The sequence below is a fragment of the Nocardia asiatica NBRC 100129 genome (assembly GCF_000308415.1).
Lineage (GTDB): Bacteria > Actinomycetota > Actinomycetes > Mycobacteriales > Mycobacteriaceae > Nocardia > Nocardia asiatica.
On record NZ_BAFS01000250.1, the window covers coordinates 13732 to 30687 of the forward strand.

General features: G+C 64.8%; 17 protein-coding genes, 1 tRNA gene and 1 pseudogene. 5 read left to right on the plus strand and 14 right to left on the minus strand.

Annotated features, from left to right (window positions below):
• Positions 1-187 precede the first annotated feature (187 nt).
• The 5 genes from ON27_RS24355 (at position 188) to ON27_RS43090 (ending at position 4556) form a co-directional block, all read left to right on the plus strand.
• A complete protein-coding gene (locus ON27_RS24355; RefSeq protein WP_043732428.1) occupies positions 188-1330 on the plus strand; it encodes an acyl-CoA dehydrogenase family protein in 1143 nt (380 codons plus the stop codon).
• Between the two features lie 81 nt (positions 1331-1411).
• Complete coding sequence (locus tag ON27_RS24360) at positions 1412-2884, plus strand: flavin-containing monooxygenase (protein ID WP_043732430.1); 1473 nt, start codon at positions 1412-1414, stop codon at positions 2882-2884.
• A 67-nt stretch (positions 2885-2951) separates the two neighbouring features.
• Complete coding sequence (locus ON27_RS24365; RefSeq protein ID WP_043732432.1) at positions 2952-3731, plus strand: hypothetical protein; 780 nt, start codon at positions 2952-2954, stop codon at positions 3729-3731.
• 94 nt (positions 3732-3825) lie between these two features.
• Positions 3826-3901 (plus strand) — tRNA-Arg (locus ON27_RS24370).
• Positions 3902-3989: 88 nt separating this feature from the next.
• Entirely contained in the window at positions 3990-4556 is a 567-nt protein-coding gene (locus ON27_RS43090) for a hypothetical protein (protein ID WP_063711370.1), read from the plus strand.
• Positions 4557-4571: 15 nt separating this feature from the next.
• Here the strand turns inward: ON27_RS43090 and ON27_RS45895 are convergent.
• From ON27_RS45895 to ON27_RS24450, 14 genes and pseudogenes are all read right to left on the minus strand, one after another.
• Positions 4572-5651, minus strand: a pseudogene (locus ON27_RS45895) (recombinase family protein); the annotation flags it as partial.
• A gap of 41 nt (positions 5652-5692) precedes the next feature.
• Entirely contained in the window at positions 5693-6178 is a 486-nt protein-coding gene (locus ON27_RS24385) for a recombinase family protein (protein WP_157227304.1), read from the minus strand.
• Complete coding sequence (locus ON27_RS41485) at positions 6175-6912, minus strand: ImmA/IrrE family metallo-endopeptidase (RefSeq protein WP_157227305.1); 738 nt, start codon at positions 6910-6912, stop codon at positions 6175-6177. The genes ON27_RS24385 and ON27_RS41485 overlap by 4 nt, the downstream gene beginning before the upstream one ends.
• 115 nt (positions 6913-7027) lie before the next feature.
• The gene (locus ON27_RS24395) at positions 7028-7438 is read right to left on the minus strand and encodes a helix-turn-helix domain-containing protein (protein WP_051046956.1); all 411 of its coding nucleotides are present in this window, start codon (positions 7436-7438) and stop codon (positions 7028-7030) included.
• Between the two features lie 133 nt (positions 7439-7571).
• On the minus strand, positions 7572-8252 hold the full coding sequence (locus ON27_RS24400; protein ID WP_157227306.1) for an antirestriction protein ArdA: 681 nt from the start codon (positions 8250-8252) through the stop codon (positions 7572-7574).
• A gap of 111 nt (positions 8253-8363) precedes the next feature.
• Entirely contained in the window at positions 8364-8768 is a 405-nt protein-coding gene (locus ON27_RS24405) for a hypothetical protein (protein WP_051046957.1), read from the minus strand.
• Between the two features lie 81 nt (positions 8769-8849).
• On the minus strand, positions 8850-9473 hold the full coding sequence (locus ON27_RS24410) for an MT-A70 family methyltransferase (protein WP_043732450.1): 624 nt from the start codon (positions 9471-9473) through the stop codon (positions 8850-8852).
• Positions 9470-10102 (minus strand): MT-A70 family methyltransferase, encoded by a 633-nt coding sequence (locus ON27_RS24415; protein ID WP_083887777.1) that lies wholly within the window; start codon positions 10100-10102, stop codon positions 9470-9472. Before ON27_RS24415 ends, ON27_RS24410 begins: the two co-directional genes overlap by 4 nt.
• Entirely contained in the window at positions 10099-11112 is a 1014-nt protein-coding gene (locus ON27_RS24420; protein ID WP_051046958.1) for a replication-relaxation family protein, read from the minus strand. Before ON27_RS24420 ends, ON27_RS24415 begins: the two co-directional genes overlap by 4 nt.
• Positions 11109-13295 (minus strand): type IV secretory system conjugative DNA transfer family protein, encoded by a 2187-nt coding sequence (locus tag ON27_RS24425; protein ID WP_043732453.1) that lies wholly within the window; start codon positions 13293-13295, stop codon positions 11109-11111. The genes ON27_RS24420 and ON27_RS24425 overlap by 4 nt, the downstream gene beginning before the upstream one ends.
• Before the next feature lie 416 nt (positions 13296-13711).
• Positions 13712-13867, minus strand: a complete 156-nt coding sequence (locus tag ON27_RS24435; protein WP_245560087.1) for a hypothetical protein — start codon at positions 13865-13867, stop codon at positions 13712-13714.
• 47 nt (positions 13868-13914) lie between these two features.
• Positions 13915-14169, minus strand: coding sequence for a hypothetical protein (locus ON27_RS24440; RefSeq protein WP_157227307.1), 255 nt, complete (start codon positions 14167-14169; stop codon positions 13915-13917).
• Positions 14166-15632: a hypothetical protein gene (locus ON27_RS24445; RefSeq protein ID WP_157227308.1), complete on the minus strand. Its 1467-nt coding sequence runs from the start codon at positions 15630-15632 to the stop codon at positions 14166-14168. Before ON27_RS24445 ends, ON27_RS24440 begins: the two co-directional genes overlap by 4 nt.
• A gap of 61 nt (positions 15633-15693) precedes the next feature.
• Positions 15694-16935 carry an OmpA family protein gene (locus tag ON27_RS24450; protein ID WP_157227309.1) on the minus strand — a complete coding sequence of 414 codons (1242 nt, stop codon included), beginning with the start codon at positions 16933-16935 and terminating at the stop codon, positions 15694-15696.
• Positions 16936-16956 lie beyond the last annotated feature (21 nt).

Genomic DNA, 16956 nt, shown 5'->3' on the forward strand with positions numbered 1-16956 from the left:
TCCACGAAAATTTTTCCGAACCGCTGAATCTCCCGTCCGGGCCGCGACCTTCGGCGGACGCCCACCGGTTGGGCATCCCGCGGCCGTCCCGGGTTCGCCGGACCGCCCACCGGCATCGACCAGCCGGCACCGACCTCCCGATACTGTGAATCACGAGAACCAACGATCGACCCGCGGAGTAGACGACATGCCAGTGGACCGAATGCTGCCCACCCCCGAGGCCAGGGATCTGCTGGAGCTGACCCGCGACATCGCCGACAAGCTGCTCGAACCGCGCGTGGCCGAGTGCGAGAAGACCGGAATCTTCCCCGACGGAGTCTTCCCCGCGCTGGGCGCCGCCGGACTGCTCAGCCTGCCGTATCCGGAGGAGTACGGCGGCGGCGCGCAGCCTTACGAGGTGTACCTGCAGGTGCTCGAGGAACTCGCCGCCCGCTGGGCCGCCGTCGCCGTCGCCGTCAGCGTGCACAGCCTGTCCTGCCATCCGCTGTTCACCTTCGGCACCGAGGAGCAGAAGCAGCGCTGGCTGTCCGACATGCTCTCCGGCGACGCCATCGGCGCCTACAGCCTGTCCGAGCCGCACGCCGGTTCCGACGCGGCCGCACTGCGCTGCCGCGCCACGCCGGTGGCGGGCGGCTACCGCGTCACCGGCGCCAAAGCCTGGATCACCAACGGTGGCCGCGCCGACTTCTACACCCTGTTCGCCCGCACCGGCGAAGGCTCCCGCGGCATCTCCTGCTTCCTGGTCCCCCGCGACACCGAAGGCCTCGACTTCGGCAAACCCGAGGAGAAGATGGGCCTGCGCGCCGTGCCCACCACCACCGCCACCTACGACGACGCCTTCCTGCCCGCCGAACGCCGCGTCGGCGCCGAAGGCCAGGGACTCGCGATCGCCTTCAGCGCTCTGGACTCCGGCCGGCTCGGCATCGCCGCGGTCGCCACCGGCCTGGCGCAGCGCGCGCTCGACGAGGCGGTCGCCTACGCCAAGGAGCGCGAGGCGTTCGGCCGCCACATCATCGACCACCAGGGGCTCGGCTTCGTCCTGGCCGACATGGCCGCCGCCGTCGACTCCGCGCGCGCCACCTACCTCGACGCCGCCCGCAGGCGCGACGCCGGGCTCCCGTACTCGCGTCAGGCCAGCGTCGCCAAACTCGTCGCCACCGACGCCGCCATGAAGGTCACCACCGACGCGGTCCAGGTCTTCGGCGGCTACGGCTACACCCAGGACTTCCCGGTCGAGCGCTACATGCGCGAGGCCAAGGTGATGCAGATCTTCGAGGGCACCAACCAGATCCAGCGCTTGGTCATCGCGCGTCAGCTCGCGGGCGGCTGACCCCGCCGAGTGGCCGGAAATGCCGATTGAATGACCGCGTATGTCTTCGGACCTGCGGATACTCTCCCGTACCCTCGAAGCATGACAACGCCGTCCATCATCATCATCGGAGCCGGATTCGGCGGGCTCGGCATGGCGCTGGAGCTGCGGCGGGCCGGGTTGGACAATTTCACCATCCTGGAGCGCGCCACGGACCTCGGCGGCGTCTGGCGGGAGAACACCTATCCCGGCGCGGCCTGCGACGTGCCCTCCCCGCTGTACTCCTGGTCCTACGAGCCGAAATCCGATTGGCCCCGGCGTTTCTCCGAGCAGCGCGACATCCACCGCTATATGCAGACTGTCGCCGACAAGCACGGCCTGCGGCGCTTCATCCGCTTCGGCACCGAGGTGCTCGACGCCGAGTTCGACGAGCGCGCCGGCCAGTGGCTCGTGCGCACCGCCGACGGCGCGCAACTGACCGCCGACATCCTCGTCCCGGCGGTCGGCCAGCTCTCCCGCCCCGCGTTGCCCAACATTCCCGGCATCGACAGCTTCACCGGTCCCGCGTTCCACTCCGCCGAGTGGAACCACGACGTCGACCTGACCGGCAAGCGCATCGCCTGCATCGGCACCGGAGCCAGCGCGATCCAGTACATTCCGCGCATCCAGCCCGCCGCCGCGCATCTCACGCTGTTCCAGCGCTCGGCGGCCTGGGTGCTACCGAAGGCGGACGTCCAGTACAGCTCCGTGCACCACGCGCTGTTCAAGTACTTCCCGCCCAGCCGCCTCGCCGAGCGCTTCGCCATCTGGTCGTTCTTCGAGGTGCTCGCCCTGGCGCTGACGGACATCCCGGGGATCAAGACTCCGGTGATCGCACTGGCCGACCGGCATCGGGCCAAGCAGGTCCCCGACGCCGAGTTGCGCGTGAAACTGACGCCCGACTACGCGGCGGGATGCAAGCGCGGATTGTTCTCCAACGAATACTTCCCGGCGCTGGCACAGCCGAACGTCACCGTGGAGACCACCGCCATCGAGGCGATCACGCCAACCGGTATCCGTACCGCGGACGGCGTCGAGCACGAGGTGGACGTCATCATCTACGGCACCGGCTTCAAGGGCACCGAGTTCCTCGCGCCGATGAACATCTACGGCCTCGGCGGGCGCAAACTGGCCGACGTGTGGGCCGACGAGGGCGCCCGCGCCTACCTCGGCCTCTCCGTGCCCCAGTTCCCGAACCTGTTCATGATGTACGGCCCCAACACCAACGTCGGTTCCGGCTCGATCATCTACATGCTGGAGTCCCAGGCCCGCTACATCCGCCAGGTCGTGCGGTACCTGACCGACCGGCCCGGTCGCTACCTCGCCGCGCGCGCCGCCACCGAGCAGCGCTGGGACGACTGGCTGCAGAACCGGTTGAAGGACACGCCCTGGAACTTCTGCTCCAGCTGGTACCGCAACGCCTCCGGCCGGATCACCAACAACTGGCCCGGCGCCACCGTGCTCTACCGGTGGAAGACGAGGACCTTCGACCCCGCCGACTACGACGAGGCGCAAGCGCCCGCCGCCGCGCACTGAACGCTCAGCCGGACCTCAGCTAGCCGCCAGTAAACTGGGGCCCGAGGTCGAGCGGAAGAGGTGCCCCATGTGGTGGCTGTGGATCGGACTGGTGCTGGTTGCGCTCGTCGTCCTACTGGCATGGCAGGCACGACGGAGCAAACAGCGCGCGGCCACCGAATTGGCCGATGCTCTCGCCGACGCCCGGCAGGTGAACGAACGGCTGGGCGGCCAGGTCTACAGCCTCTCCGGCAGCAACGACGCCGCCGTCCAAGCGCTCGCCGACGCCTCCGAACGGCATCTCGCGGCCGGTTCGCAACTCGATCAGGCGCGCACGCCCGCCCAGGCACGGCTGGCGAAACAGACGGCGCTGGAAGGGCTCTACTACATCAGGGCCGCGCGGACCGCGATGAACATGGACCCCGGTCCCGCGATCGCGGCCCTCGACGGCCAGGACACCGCGGGGCAGGTCACCGAGAAGCGCGTCGTCGCCTACGAGGGCAGGCAGATCGCGGCCGCACCCGAACCCTCGTCATCGACCCCGAACTACTACCCCGGCGGCCGCGTAGCCGGACGTCCGGTACCCGCGGGTTGGTACTCCGAGCCCTGGTGGAGACCCGCCCTGATCGCAGGCGCCTGGGGCGTCGGCTCAGCCCTGCTGTTCACGTCCCTGTTCTCCGGGATGTCCGGGGTGGGCTACGACGCGCACGGCTTCGAGAGCGGTTACGGCGAGGGCTACCAGGACGGCCTGGCCGCCGACGACGGCGGCTACGACCAGGGTGGCGACTACTCCGACGGATTCGACGGCGGAGGTGGTTACGACGGCGGAGGTGGTTTCGACGGCGGAGGCTTCGACGGCGGTTTCTGATCCTCGGCAACGCCCTGGGACAGCGATGCGGCCTCCGAGCCCGTCACCCGGTAGACTGCGATCGTCCCGGGCGGGCCGCGAGCCCACCCAGCCAGCCTTCGTAGCTCAGGGGATAGAGCACCGCTCTCCTAAAGCGGGTGTCGCAGGTTCGAATCCTGCCGAGGGCACCAAAATAGTGGCTTTCAAACCTACGCCGTAAGGCGTAGGTTTTTCGTTTTCTACGTCGCTGAGCTGCGCGAATGCATCGCCAGCAGGCGCGTGTCGGATGAGATCCATCAGCTCTACGGCGTCTGCGGCTGGTCGCTGGTCGCCCTCCTCGACATATGTGGTGACCTCCGGGGTCGTTGCCTCACCTTCGGTGCCCGTCGCAGCAGTTACCAACCCGCCACCGAGCAGCGTCTTGAACGGTTCGGCCAGGTCAGCACGGACGTAGTCCTGTTCGATGTAGACCTTCTCGAAGAAGGCTTGGTTGAACAGTCGCCGGGTTTGGGGGTTGGCGGCGAGGTAGGCCGCGTAGCAGTTGCTGGCGTAGCTGAGTGCGGTTCGGAGATTCTTCTCGACTACTTCCAGGTCGGCCCGGCTTGCTTCGAGTCGGCTGTCAATCTCGGCAAGTTGTGCGGCGATGCGGTCTTGTTCGGCCTTCATCAGGTCGAGCGGCACGGCTCCGGCGTAGTGGGCTTGGAGCAACTTGGCACGCTCGTCCAGCAGGCGTTTTTGCCGTGTGGTGAGTTCGCGTGTGGCTCGCTCCGCAGCGGCTCGGTTCTCGGCGAGATCGTCACGGAGGCTGGCCTCCACGCGTTCGCGGAGTTCGGGGCTGAGTTGTAGGGCGCGATACTCATCCTCGATCAAGTCTTCGACGCGGGAAATCAGTACGGCTTGGCGTTGGCAGTCAGTGTGCTTCTGGTGTCGCCCCAGGCAGACGAAGTAGGGGTAGACCTGGCCATAGCGGTTCTTCGCATGGGTGACGATCTGCCGGAATCCGCAGCCGCCGCAGAAGACGGTGGACTTGAGGTAGTGCGGATGTTCGCGCTGCTTCTCCCCCACGGCGTGCGAGGCCAACACGGATTGGACCGTTTGCCAGGTCACTGGGTCGATCAGGGGCTCGTGTCGTCCGGGATAGCGGACGCCCCGGTAAGTAACCTCGCCTTTGTAGTACGGCGACGTCAGGATCTGGTGCAGCGTGTTGTACTTGATGGGCCGGGCTGGATGTTTGGGTGATGGTCGAGTGGTGAGGCCACGAACCTCAAGCTCGTCGGTCATTGTTCTGAGGGTCCAGTCGCCTGTAGCGAAGTGCTGGAACGCCCAAGTGATGAAGTGTCCGCGTTCGGGGTCGACGGCAACCGTGCGAACCTCGGCTCCCTCACTATTGACCACGCGGATGTTCATGTAGCCGAGCCGAGCCTTGCCTGGCGTTCCACCGCCCTTGGCCTTTTCGGTCATGCCCTTGAGCACTTCGGTGGCGAGGTTGCGGGAATAGAACTCTGCGATCGAGGACATGATGCCGTGCAGGAGCATACCGCTCGGCGACTCGTCGATGTTCTCGGTGGCAGATACCAATTCAGCTCCGGCTGCCCTGATCGCCATATGGATCTGGACGTCGTCAACGCGGTTACGGGCCAGGCGATCGACCTTGTGGACGATGACGTAGTCGACGCGGCGTTCCTTGATGTAGGCCAGCATCTCTTGCAACTTGGGTCGGTCGGACGTCTTGGCGCTCTCGCCACGTTCGACGAACTCCTTCACAATGATGGCGCCGAGCGACGCAGCCTTCCTGCGGTTCGCATCGCGTTGCGCGGGTAAGGAATACCCGTCGGGTTCGCCATCTTTCTCGGCTTGTTCCTTGGTGGATACGCGTGGATAGGACACCGCCGTTTTGAGCGGTTGGTCTGGATCGACTGGGTCGAACGTCTTTCCTGTCATACTTGTCCTCCGATCTCGTTACCTTGCTCTTTGTGGCCCTGCTAGGTGGTGGATGCTTTTCTGCGGCGGTGCGCCCGCGCGGCCAGGCTTCGCTCTCTTGTCCATTCCGTTGTGTGCCAGAGTGCTTCGCGAGCCGCAGGCGTCGTCTCAGGATTTCCGTAGGGGAACATGACAACCACCCCACGGTTGTCGAATTGGCTCATCAACCCATGGAAGTCCTCAAGCATGCGCGAGACCCGGCCTATCTTCGGGAATATGACGTAGCGGACGTCTGGATGCCGGTCCAGGTAAGCGAGCAACTCGGCAATCGCAGGCCGCTTATGGTAATTAGCTGCGGCGACGCCGATCTCGACAAACTCGTGCACGACACGGGCGTTCAAGTTCGCCGCCTTCCGAGTGCCTCCTTCGCGCTGTGTGGCAATCATGTGCAGGCCATCCGTTGCTCCATACGAGGATGCGATGGAGAGGAAGAGCACAGCGAGCGCTTGACTCTGTTTGGTTTCTTTTGCGTTGTCAGACGTTTTCATTGCAGACTCCTTACAAAATCTAAAGGTAATGGGTCGGGGAACCATGAGCCACTGGTGCGGCGGCCTCGGCATGGCGCTAGCCATCCGATCGCGTGGCGCACGACACCGGTTTCTTCACGGTGGGCGCAGTCGAGGAGCCCGGTTTGCCGGAGCCGTACCTCGATCGCGACTTCGCTGACGCTGAACAACCGGGCGAGATCAGCGACTTTTTGAATGCCTTGACCCCAGGCACGTTTCAGGAATTTCTTGGGCACGAGTACGCAACCAGCGAAGTAGTCAGCGGCGCGTTCGGCCTCGGTGTCGGGGTCGGGGTGGCCGGGTCCGGCGTACAGAACGTGTCTGCGCCCGTGGTCGATAATGTGCTTGAACTCGTGAAACAGCGTGAATCGCTGTCGTCTCCACGATTCGAACCGGTTAAGGTAGATCGCCCACTCGCCGCGCCCGCGGTCCCACAGGCTCGCGCCGGAGGTGCTTCGAAGCGCCCTCTCGACCCGCAGCTTCGGCAGTCCGGTGACGATCTCGCTCGGGATCGGACCGTTGTCGATCTCACAAAGCTCTAGGAGCTTGGCGGCTTGTAGCTCGGCGACCATGAGCGCTTCGCTGTAGGTGACACTCGGGCGGCGAGGCACGAGCGCCCGCAACTCCCACAGAATTCTCGGTTGCCGGAACGTGCGTTCCTCTGGCCGATCCTGCAATATTCCTGGATTGTTTGAAAATTGTCGTGCGTCGCGCATCGATGTCACCTCCCTTCACGAGTTAGTAGTTGATGTTTGATCGGCTCCTTTCTTTCGAATTATTATGGCGTTAAAGAATTATTGTACGCTGAATTCAAGCACTCGGACGTAGCACCTATCCTTCATCTTCGCCATCGAGCGGCCCGTCCTGTCCAGTGAAACTGATGCCTTTTTCTCTGGCGATGCGCGCGAAGTCTTTTTCGATCTCCTTCGCTTCTTCAGCGGTGAGGTTGTACTTCGTGCGCAGATACGGCCGTAGCGAAGGAAGTTCCTCTTTGGGCATCCACCCCGCGACAGCGAATAAGTCACTGACCGGCACGCGCAGCACCTGCGCGATGGCCTTGATGTTTTCGCTGCGAGGGTGCGTGATCTGCCCCAACTCCAGGCGCGTGACAGTAGCTTTGTCGATGTCGGCCTGCTGGGCAACCACCCTGGCAGACAATCCCAGCGCTTCACGCCTGGACTTCAGAAACTTGCCCAATCTGGCGATGTCGTTGGTGTCGTTAATGTGCGCCTCTTTGTTCATATTATTGCCCCCATTCGTACTTGAATAATACCTCCGGGTGGTGAAAATATTCAACGCTTTCGGGCAATTTTCACAATATTACAACAACGGCTAACCGAATTATTCACAGAGAATGCGCTCCATATATCGGCATCTATGCTCGTTCGTCGAATATCCACACGCCACCGCCGGTGGCCGGGAACACGACGAGATCGGTGTCGCGCACCAACTGCTGGCCCATGGCGTCGTAGTCGATGGACGCGAAAACTTCCAGCCCGGACGGCAGTGCTCCGACGAGCCTGTCTTCCAGATTGAGCGGTGCCATCACGTGCCGCGTGTAGGCGGCCAGGTCTTCGTAGTGGCCCTTGTAGGCGGCGGTGAACCGGTCGAACTGGGCCGGGTCGTCTTCGTGGGCGCTGGCCCAGGCAGCGAACGCGGGACCGTGGTCCACGATGCCGTTTGCCACCGTCGACAGCAGTTCGATGCTGTGGACGTCGTCCAAGCCGATGGCACCGGTGCTCACGTGGAAGGCTCCGAACCCCTGGTGGTCCCAGATGTAGAACCGATCAGCGTCGTGCTCGTAGGGTTCGCCGAGAACGGCATACAGCTCGGTGTAGATGTAGTCGGGGTCTCGTGCCATCTCCAGCCAGGTGCCTCTCGTGAGTTCGGCCCGCAGCGGGAGGCCAGCGGTCACATAGATCCGGGGATAGCGCAGGGCTTCCCGCTCGTGGCTTGTTTCGGCCTCATCGCGCCGCAGGTCGTCATCGGACGGTGCCTGTCCTTGCTCGCTGCGGTTTGTATTGTGTGCGTCGGTATTTGGAAATCGCTCATTCATGCTCACCTCCTTCGGGTTATGTTTGGATGTTGGCCGGTCGGACGGTGGAGAGGGTGTGCATTCCCTCGATCCGCCGTCCGCCGGCCTCTTACACCGGGCGCTGAGCTTGGCTCAGCTATCCGCCTGCTCGCTTTCGGCCTGCTGCCCACCTCGTCGGCCACGGGTGCGGCGACCACCCTGCGGCGGCTCGCCTTCCGATGCTTCCGCCGCGTTGGCAGAGACGTCGGTTCCCGATTCCTCCTCCTGTGCGGGTGGAGGCGTGGCGGTTGCGGTGAACAGGTTGTCGATGGCTGCCTGCCGGGTGCGTGCCTCGTCTTCGATGGCGGCGCGGGCGGCGTTGGCCCTGGCCATCAGGTCTGGATCGTTCTTGGCGGCTGTGATCCAGGCGTCCACGGCGGCGAAGCACTCAGCCTTGAGGCTGCGCTTCCGCAGGTCGGCAATCCAGGTCAGCTGGGTATGCCGAGCGGTGTCGATTCGGATAGCCAGGGTGACTTCCTTGTTCGACGGTTCGGACATCGCTCCTCCTCGGTGCGAGCGGCCGGTAAACGCTGAATGCGCTTACGAGTACGGCCGCATGGCACCGACGAGGGCATCCCGCTATCCGGTGACACCCGGTGGTGCGGTGCGTGAGTCGTCCGGTCCCAGGCGAGAGCGCTTGCGGTCGGACGGCACCGGATAGCCGGGCAGCACGATGTCGGAATCGATTTCGTTGCCCCAAACGTCCCAGCCGGGTTGCCGCCGCCGGGCGAACAGCTCCAGATACGGTCCGGGACTGACCCGCTCGATGATCGCGTATTGCTCTTCGGGCTTGTGGCTGTGCTCTTGGACGGGGGCGATGAACCACGTCGGCTGGGCACGGAAGTTCACGGGAGCACGCCCACGGGTACCGAAGAGGACGTGCTCGGTCATGTTGCGGAGATATTGGCCGAGCTGCAATCGCGGCTTCACCCACGTCAGCGGCGAGCGGTAGGTGAAGCCCCAGGCGGTCATGACGTCGTACCCTGCCCGCCACGATCCGTTGGTCACCCAGAGCCACAGGTGCGCGTCGTCCTCGGCGAGATCGCCCACCGGCATGTTCTTGATCTGCTCGACGGTCATCAGCGGGTAGTGCTGGATCGCTCCGCGCCCGCCTGCCTGGTCGATGTTCCATGGTGGGTCGGCCATGATCGTGCGGTAGCGCTTGGCGGGTTGTGTTGGTCGAATGTGGTTGCTACTTGTCATATTTCACCTCCTTCCTGTTGGTCGACGGGCATCCGGCGTACATGCCGTAGCGGCGACCCTTCGCAAATGTTGGATGTCTTGGCTCGGTCGGATGGCACCGGATAGCCCGGAATCACGACATCGGCGTCAATTTCGTTTCCCCACACGTGCCACCCCGGCTGCCGCCTGCGAGCGAACAGTTCGAGGTACGGGCCGCGGCTGACCCGCTCGATGATCGCGTATTGCTCTTCGGGCTTGTGGCTGTGGTCCTGGATCGGCGCAAACATCCACGTCGGCTGAGAACGGTAGTGGACTGGGGCTCGGCCGCGGGTGCCGAAGATCAGGTGTTCGGTGGCATTCCGGAGATAATTGCCCAGGTGAAAGCGGGGCTTGATCCATGTGAGCGGCGACCGCGGCACGAATCCCCAGGCGTCTACGACGTCATACGCGGTTCGCAGCGTGGCGTTCGTGGCCCACAGCCACAGGTGGGCATTGTCTTCGACAAGATCAACGATCGGCATTGCTGCGATTCGGTCCAGGCACATCAGGCCGTAGTGGCGGTTGGCACCAAGCGTCGTCTTCTGCTGGATGTCCCACGGCGGGTCGGCCAGGATGGTCCGGTAGCGGCGAATTATGTTGGTAATGGTCATACTTCGGCTCCTTCCTGCAACGTAGCGATCAGCTGGATGGGCGCGATGATCCGGAACAGCTCCGGTCGCAGCTTGCGGTTTTTGTCGATGGCCCGGCGCAGGGCGTCGCGTCGTTTGTCTGCCTTGGAGGGGGTTTCGGCGGTGATGCTCCACACCACGAGGGGGAATCCGCCATTTCGTTCTTGCTCGATGCCTAGACGCCAGTACGCCTCGTACTCGTGGCATTTGCGGATCAGGGTGGGGATGCTCTCGGTGCCCTTGTCGATCTCGATGAAGGCGGCGTCGACGTACTCGCTGCCGGGCGGACACGCTGTTTCGGCGTAGAGGTCCGGCTTCAGGGTCAGCCGCGTTCCACCCATGCCGACGTAGTCGCGCCACGCGGCCGGTTCGATCTCACATTTCAGCAGCTCCAGCTGACCCTGCCGATCGGCCTCCACAAGCGCCACATGGGCATCGGCAATACCAAGCTGATGGTCAAGGAACCGTTCGGTCGGCGCATGGAAGCGTCGCCGGGCCACCGTCCCGGACTCCCGTCGCAGGAGCCGCTGGCCGACGTCATCGACGAAGTGCACCAGGCCGTCGCTGCCTGCAGCCAGGCCGCCGACGCGCTGAGTCAGGCTGTCGAGCACCCGCAACCGCCGGAGTTTGGCCAGCGCCCGCTGTGCCTTACGCCTGCCAGAACCGGGCGTCAGATCGCCGAAATGCAGCGTCTGGATATGGCGCACGGTCAGGAACCGATGCTCGGCCACCGAGCGCAAGATGGCCCAGTCGCGCTCACTCATCTGTTTGGCGATGGCCGACAGGTCACGGATCGGCTGGCGAGTCAGGCGAGGGGTCGGTTGCTGGTGTGTGGTGCCCGAATGGGCACCATCATTCGCGTCCAGCAGGACGTGAAATTTGGAGCTGACCGGCGAGGATGCAGATTTCTGAGTCGGGGCGAGACGGCCATCGAGATGGCCAGTGTTTTCCATCCCCGTCGCTTCGCTCCGCCGCGATTTTTCCGTCGTCATACCTGCCTCCTTCGGCGCCGGGGCGCACCGTCCGCGTCGCCGTTCACCTGGTCGAGCAGCTCGTTGAATCCCGCTTCGATCTCGTCCAGCGGCTGGCCGTAGCGTTCGCGGCTCAGGCGCCGGATTTCGTTCGGATCGCTGGTTTCCGGGGGCGGCGGCAAGGTGATGCCCGACGCCCAGGGCTGGACGGTGTTATCCCGCATAAGGTTCACGTAGACGTGGTGGGCGGGCAGGGCACCGAAGTCTTCCGGGCTGAGCACAGATTGTCCGGTGGCCATATCTTTGGCGTCGCCTGCCTGCAGCTGAAAGGTGATGCGGCTGCGGGCGTTGTTTCTGAAGGCGTCGAGCATCGCGGGCGGCAACTGCTTCTGGTACTGATGCGCCAAATGGAACCCGGCGCGCAAGCTGCGGGCGGTGGCCAGAGCGTCGCCGAGGTCCGTTGGAAGCCGCAGGTAGTCCTGCACCTCGTCGATGTAGACCATGACCGGCGTGCGGGTGTCCTCTGGGGTGCCCGCCCGTTCCCGAATGGCTTGCCACAGTTCGGCGAGGATGATCGCCCCCAGTAGCTGCGCCGCCTCCGGCCCGATGACACCTTTCTGTAACGGCACCAACAGAACCTTGTTCCCCCGCAGCACCTGCCGGATATTGAACTTCGGATTGCGCTGCGCCAGAACCGCCCTGAGCTGCTTGGTGAGCAGTGGACGGAGTTTGTTCGATAGGGGCGCGATCTTCGTGTCCACCGCTTCCGGCGACAACGAGTCGAACCACGCCCAGAATGGTCCGGCCGCGAACGGATCATCGCGAATCACCCGCTGCGTCAAGGAGCGGCGGAAACCGGGGTTGGTGAGCAACAGCGGCAGCATGGTGAGTGAGGCATCGTCGCGCTTGGCCAGCACCTCCAGGGAGTTGCGGAGGATGTCTGCCGACCGCGGCCCAAGGTCGCCGTGGATAGCGTGGATGGTGCCGAACAACGAATCCGCGATCACCTCCGGCGTGCGGCCCTCACTGTGCGCCAGCGGATTGATCCCGACCGGGGCCTCATCGAGCGGATCGAGCAGCACGATGTCGCCGGCCCGGCGTGCAGGGATGCGAGCCAGGATGTCGGACACGAGGTCTTTGGGCTCGATCACCACCACCGGGCGCCCGGCTTCGAGGTCCTGGACGATCAGGTTGAGTAGCAACGTCGACTTGCCGGTGCCGTTGGGTCCGATGACCCAGGTGTGTCGCATGCTGTCGAGCACGTCGTAACCGACCGTGCCGGACACGCCCGGCGCGTTGGCCTTGGCGATCACCCGCTCGCCGGACAGCAGTGCCGGGGTTGGTCGGACCGGTTTCGGGTGCAGCGGCGGTTGGCCGGGGAAACGCTCGTCGTGATCGCTCACCGGCCAAGCCAGCAGGTGACTCAGTTCCGGCACGCTCAGCGGCTGCGCCGGGGTCAGGATCGACCACGTCGCTTTCGGCTCGTTGACATTCCCGGCCTTCTCGTTCGCCAGCTTGAAATGCACCCCGGCGGTCTCGACCGTCCCGATCGCTGCCGCCAACCCGAGCAGCAAGGATTTGCGTCGCTCCGCGGTGCTGGCCTCGACGCCGATCCGGATGACCGCGCTGAAGCCGTGCTGGCCGAGCTTGCGGGCAATGGCCTGCTTGGCGTTCGGGCGCCGGTCGGGCAGCAAGCCGTTCCAGACTTTCGACGCCATCGACTGATGCCCGCCGTCCGCTCCGGTGACCGGCGGCAGCATCGGTTGACGGCGTGGCCCGAGGACGACTTGGATCACCAGGCGCTCAGTGCCTTTCACCGCCGTCAGCGCCGAGAGGATGGAACGGCTCGACGCAATCCGATCGACGGGCTCCAGCGGCCAATCTGTCGCGGTCAGCTTCAGCCGCCGGGCCGTGACGATCTCGCCGCGCTCCTCGGTGTCGAACGGCGTCACCACCGCACCGGAAACCAGCTGCTCGACCGAGCGACGAACACCTTGGGCGTGCCGAAGTTGGCTGCCGACAAGATATTCCACGCCCTCACTGGCAGAGCGGGCTTCGAGGATGAGCTGGGGCGCGTGCTTCTGGGCCGCCCAGTGGCGAAGCAGCGAGGTCGCCGCTCCTTCACGAAACGGGCTGGGCCAGAACAGGAGCTGCCAGACGAGGGAGTCGGCGGTGAGGTCGGTATCGGCATTACTTACTGTCATGGTCGGCCTCCTTCTGATCGGTGCGGGATTTCTCCGCCTCAGCAGCACGGGCAGCATCGGCCAGAGCCAGCGCGAGAAACGCCTTTCCGAGCAGCCGAATGTCCGGCTGCTCACGCCGCACTGCTCGCACATAGATCCGTCGTTCGAGTTTCGCCTGGTGACGCTGCTCTCGGTCACGTCGACGGTAATTTGATCGTCCTGTTTTAGACATAGCTATCCTCCTGTTCGAATTACGTTTGATATCGGTCGCCACCAGCGAAGATGATCGCCGGGCTAGCCGGTGAATATTTTCACCAGATCCTGTCTCTACTATGCGGTGAATTAATTCACCAGGCAATAGAGTTTGAGCAAACTACAACACCGAAACGGCTAGCAATAACAGGGGTAGAAAATCTGACTTGTTTGGATAATTTCGTTCACCACCCAGCACGCATTTTCCGGTAAATCACGATCCCGCCGATGACGAGCGCGATCAGGCCGACCACCCCCAGGATCACCACCAGCGTCGGCCACATCGACTGAATCAGGTTGACCGCGAGGTAGATCGCGATCACGCCGAGCAGGATGGCCACACAGGCTCGTTTGAACGACTCGGCCAGGCCGGACGGAGAATCTCCACTCACCGCGGCCACCTCCTCATCCAGTCGATCGCCTCGTTGGCCACCAGCCAGGCAAACGCGAGCGCCAAGCGGCTACTCGTCGGTGCCTGATCCTCCCGCTTGCCGGCGTAGCGCTGGATGTCTCGGCTCAGCCGCAGGGACCGCCGGAGCACGAAATTCACGATGTCGCTGACCGTTTCGAGATCGTCGCCCTGCGGCACCTTGGGCCGAAGCTCGTTCAGGACCACTCGGTGGTTTCGCGTGTTCATGCTCACCACTCCCCACCGAGATCGTCGGCCTCGTCGTCGCCCTCGGTGGACGCGATCGGCACCAAGGCCATGCTTCTGGACGCGGCCGTGGACGTCGTGCCCTTGGTGGCCGTGCTGTCCTCGGCCACCAGTTCGTCCAGCCGCTCCATCAGCTCCACGAGCACCGAGCGGTCGACGCCGACGAACGGCCGGAGCAGATTGCCGTGTGGGCTGCCGTCCTGGTTCGCGAACATCGCCTCCGGCCCGCATCCCTGGTGATACGACCGGGCCAGCAGCCGCACCTGATCCGCCCCCTTGATCGGCGCGCCCATCTTGGCGAGGGTGGCGGCGACGATCCGCTCGGCGTTCAACTTGAGCGGCGGCAATTGCGCAGCCAGCCCGTCGAGTTGGCGACCCAGCGCCACCCGCTGCTGCTCGATCGGCTCCAGCTGCGCGGCCAGGTAGCCGACCTCGTCGGTCTGGAGCGAGCCGTCGCGGAAGCGCGCCGCGAACACTACGACGTTGACCACGATCACGATGAGCGCGAAGAACACGCCCAGGATGGCCGCGCCGGTGATGCCGCCACCCGCCGCCACGCTGTCGGAGATGATTCGGTAGGCCATGACGATCCCGGCCCCGACAGCAAGCGTCGTCGCCAGGATGACGAACACCAGCGGCAAGAAACGCGCCGGGCCCGCGGGTAGCGTGATGCCTCCGCCAGTGTCCTTGTAGCCCTTGAGATCCCGGCCGAAGAACTTCAGACCCACGGCTACGGCTGCGGTGCCGAGCAACGCGAAGACGACGGCCGTGATGAGCGGCACCACGCTGCCACCCCAGGCCGCGCCCTCACCGCTCGCGATGCCGGTCAGGTCGACGTTGAACACCTGCGCCAGGAAGTACAGCAGCACCGGGAAGTCCAGCAGCGCCGCCCAGGTCGCGAACCGATGCAACCACACCGGCACCCGCCGGTGCTTCAGGCTGCCCGCATCGCGCTCGTCGGTCACCTTGGTGCTGACTGCCACCATTCGGTCGCGGGCGTCGCGGGCCGTGATGACGTCGCCGTTCATACCAGTCACCGACTGCTCGTCCAGCCGGTCGAGTTCGGCGCGCGTCATGACCATTTTGCCCTTGACGCTCGCGGCATGGTCCAGCAGCCGTGCGAGCTGCTCCGCACCCTGCTCGCGGGCTTCCTCGGCGGCAAGCATGCCCTTGCTCATCACGAGGGCTTCCATCTGGCTGAACGTGTCCGGCTCGCGCTTCTCACCGATGCGACCCTGCTCGCTATGCAGCGCCAGCACCTGGGCCAGCCAGTTGCGGGGTATCGGCTTGCCGGTGGCCAGCGACATGGCGATGTCGCGCTTGGGTATGGATGGCGGCGATGTGGTACCGGCGCCGGTCGCCGGCGGCGCCGGGATCACCGAGGGCAACGCCTGGCCGTGATCGACGTGCCCGCTATTTCCGTTCGTGGGCGTGGTGGGCTGGATGGTCATGATGCTGGCTCCAATCTGGTGAGGGGATACGGATTCCGGGGAGCTACACGACGGCGGGACATCACCGGCTGCCGTGGTGGAAGGTCAGCTCGACGCGGCGGTTCTGCTGCGCCTTGGCTTCGTCGAAGCGGCCATCGGTGAAGTTCGGGATCACCGGCTCGCGGGCGTCGTGGCCGGAGACGGTGCCCAGCAGTGCGGACGGCAGCCCCAGTGCCACGAGGCGATCGGCCATGGCATGTGCCCGCCGCTCGGACAGGTTGTTCCGGGTGTCCCCGGTGCCGGTGTCCGCGATGTGCCCGGTGACGTCGATGGACCGGAAGTTGCAGCGGGATACAGCGTCCACGATCGGCCGTAGCTGATCGTCGGCGTTCGCTGGCAGGACGGGACTGTCCGGCACGAAGTGGAGCGTCTGATCGTTCAAGCTCGCCCACACCGGGCAGCCACCCTCGGTGATGGCGTCCGGCACCGGCACGACCGGCACGGGCATGGTGGCTACCGGCGCCGCCGCGGACGGGGTGTCGTGCGCGACGATACAAGTGGCTGCCCCGGCACGCTGGCAGATCCCGGTCCACAGCTGCTCGACCAGGGTGCGAGCGAAGGGTGGCAATCCTGGCTGCGATCCACCGGCGATGCCTAGGCCATGGAATGTCACGTGACGGCCCTTGAGGGTGGGCAGCCGTCCCTGTTGCGCGATGCTGTCGATGACGCTGTCCGGCTTGGCGTTCCAGCCGGTGACGCGCAGGTCGATCGGCGCAACCGTGCTGATCCCCGAGGACACGATGTGGAGATCGCCGGGCAGCTGACTGGCGCGATCAAGGAGAGCGAGGAGATTGAGGCCGGGCTGATCGGCCTGTGCGTTCGCCACCGAGTCGTCCAGTTTGCGCAGCGAGGCGGTGATCTGGCGATCGGCATCGGCCGTGGCGTGCTGCACCTGGCCGTTCGGCCGGAGCGGTGTCAGGTCCTTCATGGTGATGTCGCCCGTGGCCGAGGACATGATGTGCACGGTGGCGTCGCCGGTGCGCTTGGAGCGCTTGGCCATGTCGGTCAGCTCGGTGCCAAGCGAATCCGGCAGGGCTGCACGGGGTTCGGCGCTGGTGGCGGTGGCGGCGATGGTGATCGTAGAGGGCTGCGCGTCCGCAGGCGACGCAGTGCAGCCGATCATGCTGAGGAACGCGGACAAGCTTGCGAACAGCGCCAGCAGCGAAAGAACCGCGTGTATCGCTAACGAATAGGCAGTCGGACGCGAAACAAGCTGGCAAACAGCAGCGTCCGGTGAAGACTTCAAATAGGTGTGATGGGACATGCGGCATTCCGCCTTCCGGGA